The sequence below is a fragment of the Lacisediminihabitans sp. genome (assembly GCF_036404185.1).
Taxonomy (GTDB): domain Bacteria; phylum Actinomycetota; class Actinomycetes; order Actinomycetales; family Microbacteriaceae; genus Lacisediminihabitans.
In genome coordinates, this window is sequence record NZ_DASWPB010000119.1 from 1 (window position 1) to 7,771 (window position 7,771).

Consider the following 7,771-nt stretch of genomic DNA (forward strand, 5'->3'; position numbering starts at 1 on the left):
CTGCGGCGATCCTCGGCATGGACAACCCGGACGACTGGACGAGGCTCAGCAGGCTGTCCCGTGTTCAGGCCGGCCAGTTCAGCTGGGAGGAGTCGGCCAGGCGGCTCTACGACCTCCTCACCCGGATGACGGCGAGCTGACGGCGCTTCCCGCCCCGCGGCGGGCTCCCGACCCGGGTTGGCGGCGGGAGCCGCGACCGCCTATAGGGACGGTGCGGCTAGAGCGCGCTCTCGCGCCGCTCGATCGGGTTCTGGTCGAGCAGGTCGCCGTGCCCGAGGTCCACGGACTCCTCGTCGATCGGGTCGTCGAACCGCACCAGCTCCAGGCCGCCGTCCACGTGTCGGAAGCTGTGCACGGAGCCGTTGGTGATCGGCACACCACGATGGCGGCTCTCGCCGGGCGCGACCGCGTTGAGGACGGTGCGGATGACCCCGCCGTGCGTCGTGACGATGAGGTTCGCCCCCTCGTACCGCTCAGCGAGGGAGACGAGCGCGGGGATCACCCGTCCCTCGACCTCCTGACGGGTCTCTCGGCCGGGAACGATGCTGTTGCCGGGGAAGAGCCTGGCGAGCTCCCGGTCCTCGAGGCCCTCCGCCTCCCCGTAACGCCGTTCCACGATCGCATCCAGGGTCTCGATCCCGTCGATCCCGACCTCGCGGGCGATGATGCGGCCGGTCTCCAGCGCCCGTGACAGCGGGCTGGACACGATGCCGTCCCACTCGCGCCTGGCGAGCAGCCTCCCGGTTCGCGCCGCCTGCGCCCTCCCGGTGTCGTTGAGCGGGATGTCCGTCGAGCCCTGGATGCGTCGCTCCAGATTCCAGTCGGTCTCACCGTGGCGGACCAGATAGAGCAGGGTCATCGACGGGCATCCTCACGGCGCTCTGGGGGCCGCCGCCCGCGTCGGCCGACACGCGTACGGGGTGTGCCTCGAGAGCCAGCGCGGATCATCCGTCCAGGCGTGCCGCCAGTTCGGTCAGCGTCTCCGAAGCACCAGCGTCAATCTTAACGGTTGCCCTCGGGTCGCCCTTGGTCATGCCCCGGTTGATGATCACGATCGGCAGCCGCTTCTTGCTGGCCTGGTCGAGCAGACGGATGCCGGAGTTGACGACGAGAGAGGAACCGGCGATCAGGAGGGCGCCGGCGCCCTGCACGAGCGCCCTGGCCTCGGCGAACTTCTCCGTGGGCACGAACTCCCCGAAGAAGACGACCTCCGGCTTGAGGATGCCGCCGCACACCGTGCAGGTCGGGACCACGAAGTCGGCCAGCTGGGTGACCTCGACGTCGCCGTCCGGCCTCAGCTCGATCGACTCCGGCTCGTCCAGCCAGGGATTGGCCTCCGCCATCCGCGCGGCGATGTCCGCGCGGGCGAAGGTCTGGCCGCAGGTCAGGCAGCGGACCCTGTCCATCGTGCCGTGCAGGTCGACGACCCGCTGGGATCCGGCCCGCAGGTGCAGGCCGTCCACGTTCTGGGTGATGATGCCGTTGACGATGCCGGAGGCCTCGAGCCCGGCCAGGGCGCGATGACCCTGATTGGGCCGGGCGCCGTCGAACCGGCGCCACCCGAGATGGCTGCCGGCCCAGTAGCGCTTGCGGTACTCCGCGTCCGCCAGGAACTGCTGGAACGTCATCGGGTTGCGCGGCGGCGCGCCGTCCCCGCGATAGTCGGGGATCCCCGAATCGGTGCTCACACCGGCTCCCGTGAGCACCGCGACGGTACGGCCGCGGAGGGCGTCCGCGGCGATGTCGAGCTCATCCGAGGTCGCGAGCGGCCAGTCGTGCAGAACCGCCTGGGGGGACATATCCGCACTTCCTTACCTCGTGATGGTGCTCTCCCAGAGTAAACACCCGAGTTTTCGGATATGTTTCCGATTGCTGGCAGTGTCTGTTGCTGGCAGTGTCTGGCACCTTGACAGACGGCGGCGGGAGATCACCATTCACATCGTGCACATCGAGGACCTCGATCACGAGGGCCTCGCCGACTACTCCCGCCTCACCGACGTCGCCCTCCGCCGGCTCAGCGAGCCAGCCGGTGGCCTCTACATCGCCGAGTCCACCAAGGTCATCACGCGGGCCGTGGCCGCGGGGCACCGGCCGCGCTCGGTCCTCATCCAGGAGCAGTGGCTTCCCGATGTCGAGGCCATCCTGGAGGGATTCGACATCCCGGTGTACGTCGGATCGCCCGCCCTCCTCGAACGGCTGACCGGCTACAACCTGCATCGGGGGGCGCTTGCGGCCATGCACCGGCCCCCGCTCGCATCCGTCGAGAGCGTCATCGCCGGGGCGCGGCGCATCGTCGTGATCGAGGACGTCGTCGACCACACCAACGTCGGCGCGATCTTCCGCTCCGTCGCGGGAATCGGGGCCGATGCGGTGCTGGTGACGCCCCGTTGCGCCGACCCGCTCTACCGCCGCAGCGTGCGGGTCAGCATGGGCACCGTGCTGCAGGTTCCCTGGACCCGCCTGCCGGAATGGCCGGAGGGCGCCGACCTCATTCGATCGGCCGGGTTCAGCATCATCGCCCTCGCCCTCTCCGACGACGCCATCACGCTCGACGAGCTGGCCGCGGACCCGCCGGAACGCATCGCCCTCCTCCTCGGCGCAGAGGGGGACGGGCTCAGCCGGGCAGCGCTCCGTAACGCCGACTCCGTCGTCACCATCCCGATGTTCAACGACGTCGACTCGCTCAACGTCGCGGCGGCCAGCGCCGTCGCACTCTGGGCCGTCCGGCCACGATGAGCCGCAGGATGCCGACGGCACCTCCCGGGGAACGGCCTGGTCGAGAGGGGATCCGGTCCAGGCGCAGGACGGGCCGGATCGCGGCCATCGTCGTCACGGCGGTCGTCGTCGCCGGCGCGGGCCTCTACCTGCCCCTCACGCTGCTCGCCCCGGTGCCCACGACCGCCGCGAGCCCCATCGCGCATCCGATTCCCGCGCGCGCCGCCGCCGCACCGGAGCTGCCCGCCACCGGATCGAGCGCGATAGCGGCCACCGGCTATCCGAACGCCTCCGCCAGCGGCGGAACGGCCGATCCCCTCCCGATCGCGAGCATCAGCAAGCTGGTGACGGCGCTGGTCGCCCTCGATGCCAAGCCCCTCCAGCCGGGACAGCCCGGCCCGACGATCACCTTCGGCGCGCCCGATGCCGCCCTCTTCGCCAAGTACACCGCCATGGACGGCAAGGCGGAGCCCATGGCCGTCGGCTCGAGCCTCAGCGAGCTGGACCTCCTGCGGGTCGTCCTCGTGGTCTCCGCGAACAACTACGCCGACGCCCTGGCGACCTGGTCGTACGGCAGCGAGGCGCGGTTCCTCGATGCCACCACGGCCTGGCTCGCGGCACACCGGCTAACCCACACGACGATCGTCGAGCCGACGGGCATCAACCCGAAGAACACGAGCACCCCGGGGGACCTCATCACGCTGGGAGGTCTCGTGCTCGCGAACCCCGTCCTCGCCCAGATCGTCTCCACCCCGTCGGTGTCCCTCCCTGGCATCGGGACCTTCGACAACACCAACGGCCTGCTCGGCCACGACGGCGTGGACGGGATCAAGTCGGGGACGCTGGACGACCACGGCACCGACCTCCTCTTCGCCGCGAACTACCGGATCGGCGGCACCACCGTCCGGGTGATCGGGGCCGTGCTCGGCGCCAGCGATCACAGCACCCTGTACGCCGCGGTGAGGGCCATGCTGAGCAGCGTGAAGAAGGGCTTCCACGTGGTCCGTCTGGCGACCGCCGGCGAGAGCTTCGCCGCCTATTCGCCGCCGTGGCAGCATCGGGTCGAGGCCATCGCGACGAGGAGCGCGAGCGCCGTCGTGTGGAGCGACAGCCCGGTGACGGCGACCGTCGCCGCGCCGAGGACCGGACTGGCCGGCACCGGCGCGAAGGCGGGCTCCGTCACCTTCACCACCGACACGGAGACGATCGTGGTGCCACTCACGCTGAACCGCGCGGTGGCCGATCCCGGCCCGTGGTGGCGGCTGGCCCACCCCGCTCTGCTGCGATAGCCCTCCGTGTATTCCGGCATGCGTATAAATGCATGCCTCTCCCAGGCTTCGCCCTTAGAGTGAGGCCATCCATCGGGCACCCCGCTCGCTCACCGGCTGGGAAGCCACCTGCGAATCGAGGGACCGTGTCCGACGCCGTTTCGAGCAGCCCGGTAGTGACGTTCACCAAGACCCGCCCAGGCGGCGCCAGGGCGAACCCGACGACGGAGTACTCCGCGCTGCTGCGCACGGTCCGCGACGCGGGCCTGCTGCGCAGGACCCGCGGCTTCTACTTCCTGCTCTTCTCCCTCATCACCCTCGCCCTCGGCGGCGCCGTCGTCGGCTTTGTGCTCCTCGGGGACACCTGGTACCAGCTGCTCATCGCCGGCGCGCTCGGCATCATCCTCACGCAGTACGCCTTCCTCGCCCACGAGGCGGCGCATCGACAGGTGTTCGTCTCCGGCAGGGCGAACGACGTCGCCGGCCGGGCCATCGCCAACCTCTTCGTCGGCATCAGCTACTCCTGGTGGATGACCAAGCACTCGCGGCACCACGCCAATCCCAACGTCGTCGGCAAGGATCCCGACATCGAGCAGGACTTCGTCTCCTTCCAGGAGGCGGACGCCGCGAAGACCACCGGGCTCTACGCCTGGGCGACCCGCAGGCAGGGTTATCTGTTCTTCCCGATGCTCGCCTTCGAGGGCATCAACCTGCACCTGCTCGGCTTCCGGACCGTCTTCGGCAGGGGTGCCGTCGACAAGCGCTGGCTCGAGATCACCATGCTCGTCACACGCATCGCCGCCTACCTCGCCGTCGTCTTCCTGTTCCTGCCGCTCGGCATGGCCTTCGCCTTCCTCGGCGTGCAGCTGGCCGTGTTCGGCCTGTACATGGGCTCCTCCTTCGCCCCCAACCACAAGGGCATGCCGATCCTGCCGCACGACAGCAAGGTCGACTTCCTCCGCAGGCAGGTGCTCACCTCACGCAACGTCACCGGCCGCGGCACGACGACCCTCATGGGCGGCCTCAACTACCAGGTCGAGCACCACCTCTTCCCGAACATGCCGCGCCCGCACCTGGCCAAGGCCAGGGAGATGGCCAAGGAATACTGCGCCAGCCACGGCATCCTCTACACCGAGACGACCCTCACCCAGTCCTACGGGATCGTCATCGCCTATCTCAACCGGGTCGGCCTCTCCGCGGGCGGCGATCCCTTCGACTGCCCGGCCGCGACGCAGTTCGGCCGTTAACCCTCGACCGAACCGTGGTGATACGGCTCCGCCACCGGTCGCTTGGCGCTGATGCCGTCACCGGAGGACTGATGACGGATGCGCCTGAGCACCCACGGCACGAGATACTCCCGCGCCCAGCCGATGTCCTCCACCCTCGCCTGACGCCAGGGGCGCGGCGGCAGCGGATCGGGATGGTACGGCTCGAGCCGGTTCTCCACACCCAGCGCCTCCAGCACCATCCTGGCCACCGTGTTGTGGCCGATGGGGGAGAAGTGCAGTCGGTCCGGCGCCCACATCCTCGGGTCCTTGAGCTCCCGGAGCGCCCACATGTCGGCGACGACCAGGTCGTGGCGCAGCGCGATCGCGTGGAGGTTCTCGTTGTAGATGGCGACCTTGCCGCGCATCCGTCCGAGGACGGGAGTCATCCCGATGTCCGGCCCGGTGAACAGCACAACCGTGGCCCCGTCGGAGCGCAGGCGCTCGAGGCCGGCCTCCAGGCGAGTGGCGATGTCGTCCGGGTCGGTGTTCGGACGGATGATGTCGTTGCCGCCCGCCGAGATCGTGATGAGGTCGGGCCGAAGCTCGAGGGCCGGCTCGACCTGCTCGGTGAGGATCTGCTGCAGCAGCCGCCCCCGGATGGCCAGATTCGCGTAGGCCAGGTCGTCGGTCTGCTCGCTGAGCACCTCAGCGACCCGGTCGGCCCAGCCGCGATAGCCCCCAGGACTCCTCGGCTCCGGATCGCCGATGCCCTCGGTGAAGGAATCCCCCAGGGCGACATAACGGGACCACGGATGGTGCTGAGTCATGGCTTAAGCCTGCATCAACTCGACCCGGCACGCCAACGGAGGTCGGCGGCTGCGGGTAGTTTTGTTGAGTGAGTGATCCCCTGTCGTTCGGCCCAACCGTGGGCACGTTCGCAGCGGAACACCTCTCGCCGGCGTTTCCGGAACGGGCGGCGAGGGGCACGGCGGAGAAGCTGCGCGCCTGGCAGGCGGAGGCGCTCGACGCCTATTTCGCGACCGAGCCGCGGGACTTCCTCGTCGCCGCCACCCCGGGGGCGGGCAAGACCACCTTCGCGCTGCGACTGGTCACCGAGCTGCTCGCCCAGAAGAAGATCGACCGGGTCACCGTCGTCGCGCCCACCGAGCACCTCAAACGCCAGTGGGCGGATGCGGCGCACCGGGTCGGGGTGCGGCTCGACCCGACCTTCAAGAACAGCCACGGCTGGCACGGAAAGCACTTCCACGGCATCGCCGTCACCTACGCGCAGGTGGCCATGCGGCCAGCCCTGCACAGGGACATGACGGAGGGCGGCCGCACCCTGGTCATCCTCGACGAGGTCCACCACGGCGGAGACGCGCTCAGCTGGGGGGACGCGATCCGGGAGGCCTTCGCGCCGGCGACCAGGCGACTCAATCTCACCGGCACGCCGTTCCGCTCCGACACCTCGCCGATCCCGTTCGTGACCTATTATCCCGACGAGCACGGCATCCGCATCTCCCACGCGGACTACGCCTACGGCTACGGCCGTGCGCTGGCCGACGGCGTCGTCCGGCCGGTGATCTTCATGGCCTACGCGGGCAAGATGCGCTGGCGCACCAGAACGGGCGACGAGATGGAGGCGAGGCTCGGCGAGGGGGACACCAAGGATGTCACCGCCCAGGCCTGGCGCACCGCCCTCGATCCGGAGGGCGAGTGGATCCCCGCCGTGCTCAGGGCCGCGAACCGACGGCTCACCGAGGTGCGCCACTCCGTCCCCGACGCCGGCGGGCTGGTCATCGCGACCGACCACTACGCCGCCCGCTCCTACGCGACCATCCTCGAGAGCATCACCGGGCAGGCGCCGACCCTCGTCCTCTCGGACGAGAAGTCGGCGAGCGACAGGATCGCCGAGTTCGCCGCATCCGAGAGCCGCTGGCTGGTCGCGGTGCGGATGGTGTCAGAGGGGGTCGACATCCCGCGCCTCGGCGTCGGGGTGTATGCGACCTCCGCGTCGACCCCGCTGTTCTTCGCGCAGGCGATCGGGCGGTTCGTCCGCACCAGGCGCCGCGGCGAGACGGCGTCGATCTTCCTGCCGAGCGTGCCGTCCCTCCTCGCTCTCGCCGGGCAGCTCGAGCTGGAGCGCGACCATGCCCTCGACAGGGACCCCGGCGAGGGCCTCGAGGAGATCCTGCTCGACGACGATGCCGCGGAGGACGCCAACCGCGTCGAATCCGCCTCGGGAGACGCCCTGCTGTTCGACTTCAAGCCGCTCGAGTCGGAGGCGAACTTCGACCGTGTGCTGTTCGACGGCGGGGAGTTCGGCGTCGGGGCGGATGTCGGCAGCCTCGAGGAGCTCGACTTCATCGGGATCCCCGGACTGCTCGAACCGGACCAGGTCAGGGAGCTGCTGCGCACTCGGCAGGCGAGACAGGCCAGGCGCATCGGGGATCGGGAGCGACGGGCGGAGGAGTCCGGACAGAAGCAGGCGGAGCCCGTGCCGCTGTATCGCAACCTCAAGGAGCAGCGCAGCCTGCTCAACAGCCTCGTCGGGATGCGCGCGAAGGCGACGGGGGAGGC

At 69.8% G+C, this 7,771-nt stretch carries 7 protein-coding genes; 4 read left to right on the forward strand and 3 right to left on the reverse strand.

What is annotated here, in order from left to right; genetic code table 11:
* Window positions 1-217: 217 nt before the first annotated feature.
* Window positions 218-859, reverse strand: a complete 642-nt coding sequence (locus VGC18_RS08930) for a histidine phosphatase family protein (protein ID WP_331096426.1) — start codon at window positions 857-859, stop codon at window positions 218-220.
* An 85-nt stretch (window positions 860-944) separates the two neighbouring features.
* Complete coding sequence (locus tag VGC18_RS08935) at window positions 945-1,799, reverse strand: Sir2 family NAD-dependent protein deacetylase (RefSeq protein WP_331096428.1); 855 nt, start codon at window positions 1,797-1,799, stop codon at window positions 945-947.
* 133 nt (window positions 1,800-1,932) lie between these two features.
* On the opposite strand from VGC18_RS08935, the gene VGC18_RS08940 reads away from it, so the two are divergent.
* The 3 genes from VGC18_RS08940 (at window position 1,933) to VGC18_RS08950 (ending at window position 5,230) form a co-directional block, all read left to right on the forward strand.
* Window positions 1,933-2,736 carry an RNA methyltransferase gene (locus VGC18_RS08940; RefSeq protein WP_331096438.1) on the forward strand — a complete coding sequence of 268 codons (804 nt, stop codon included), beginning with the start codon at window positions 1,933-1,935 and terminating at the stop codon, window positions 2,734-2,736.
* A gap of 8 nt (window positions 2,737-2,744) precedes the next feature.
* On the forward strand, window positions 2,745-4,004 hold the full coding sequence (locus VGC18_RS08945; RefSeq protein ID WP_331096430.1) for a D-alanyl-D-alanine carboxypeptidase: 1,260 nt from the start codon (window positions 2,745-2,747) through the stop codon (window positions 4,002-4,004).
* Window positions 4,005-4,159: 155 nt separating this feature from the next.
* Window positions 4,160-5,230 carry an acyl-CoA desaturase gene (locus VGC18_RS08950; protein ID WP_331096432.1) on the forward strand — a complete coding sequence of 357 codons (1,071 nt, stop codon included), beginning with the start codon at window positions 4,160-4,162 and terminating at the stop codon, window positions 5,228-5,230.
* Here the strand turns inward: VGC18_RS08950 and VGC18_RS08955 are convergent.
* Window positions 5,227-6,018: an SGNH/GDSL hydrolase family protein gene (locus VGC18_RS08955; protein ID WP_331096434.1), complete on the reverse strand. Its 792-nt coding sequence runs from the start codon at window positions 6,016-6,018 to the stop codon at window positions 5,227-5,229. The genes VGC18_RS08950 and VGC18_RS08955 overlap by 4 nt on opposite strands.
* Window positions 6,019-6,086: 68 nt before the next feature.
* Between VGC18_RS08955 and VGC18_RS08960 the strand changes: the two genes are divergently transcribed.
* Window positions 6,087-7,771: DEAD/DEAH box helicase (locus VGC18_RS08960; RefSeq protein WP_331096436.1), on the forward strand; the 1,685-nt coding region annotated here is incomplete at its 3' end.

What these genes read in the sequence shown, in the direction of transcription:
- VGC18_RS08930 (WP_331096426.1), bottom strand. Translation starts at nt 859, where the DNA reads ATGACCCTGCTCTATCTGGTCCGCCACGGTGAGACCGACTGGAATCTG.
- VGC18_RS08945 (WP_331096430.1), top strand. Translation starts at nt 2,745, where the DNA reads ATGCCGACGGCACCTCCCGGGGAACGGCCTGGTCGAGAGGGGATCCGG.
- VGC18_RS08935 (WP_331096428.1), bottom strand. Translation starts at nt 1,799, where the DNA reads ATGTCCCCCCAGGCGGTTCTGCACGACTGGCCGCTCGCGACCTCGGAT.
- VGC18_RS08955 (WP_331096434.1), bottom strand. Translation starts at nt 6,018, where the DNA reads ATGACTCAGCACCATCCGTGGTCCCGTTATGTCGCCCTGGGGGATTCC.